The organism is Candidatus Thiosymbion oneisti (genome assembly GCF_900092655.1).
Classification (GTDB): Bacteria; Pseudomonadota; Gammaproteobacteria; order Chromatiales; family Chromatiaceae; genus Thiosymbion; species Thiosymbion oneisti.
Map to the genome: position 1 here is coordinate 1 of NZ_FLUY01000275.1, position 560 is coordinate 560.

Annotated in this window: 1 protein-coding gene; it reads right to left on the reverse strand. The window is 60.9% G+C overall.

Features of this window, described 5'->3' with window-relative positions:
- Positions 1-306, reverse strand: a 306-nt coding sequence (locus BQ17_RS02355; protein ID WP_141699049.1) for a hypothetical protein, incomplete at its 3' end; no start/stop codon positions are given.
- Between the last annotated feature and the right edge of the window lie 254 nt (positions 307-560).

The window sequence follows — 560 nt, forward strand, 5'->3', positions numbered from 1 at the left end:
ATTGGCGAGGACGATGTGGACCCAATGTGCACGGGCTTCGCGGATTTCGACTTCGGTGCCGGCGGGTAGGGGTTGGGCGAAGCGCATGGGGGCGTTGGGGGAGTCGGCGGCGCGGGCGATGGTTTCGTCGGCGATGAGTACGGCCTGATTGGTGCCGCCGGCGCGTGCTGCTGAGAGTAGCAGGCCCAACCAGGCCAGCAGGGGTAAGAAGGCGAGGTTGCGGGCGAGCGGGGAGCGCCAGCGGATGGCGACCGCGAGCAGCAGGGCGGCGAGGAGGAGAGAGACGGCGGCGATGGTGCCCATCACCAAACAAAATGGGGGTCCTTTTCTTTGCGTTAGCGCGTCTCTACTTCATAAGCTGTAGCTTTGCGCATGGTATTGACACAGCCAAAGGTAATGATGCTCGGGCGTGAGTACTTTCTGTAGCCCTCCCCAGCGATGCTGTGGGTCTTTTTCATGTAGGAGAGCGCGCAAGGCGCGCAAACTAGTGTAGTGCGCTGTAAATAGTAGAACTAACAAAGCCGCCCCTGGTCGGTTGTAGAGAGCCGATGCAGACAAGA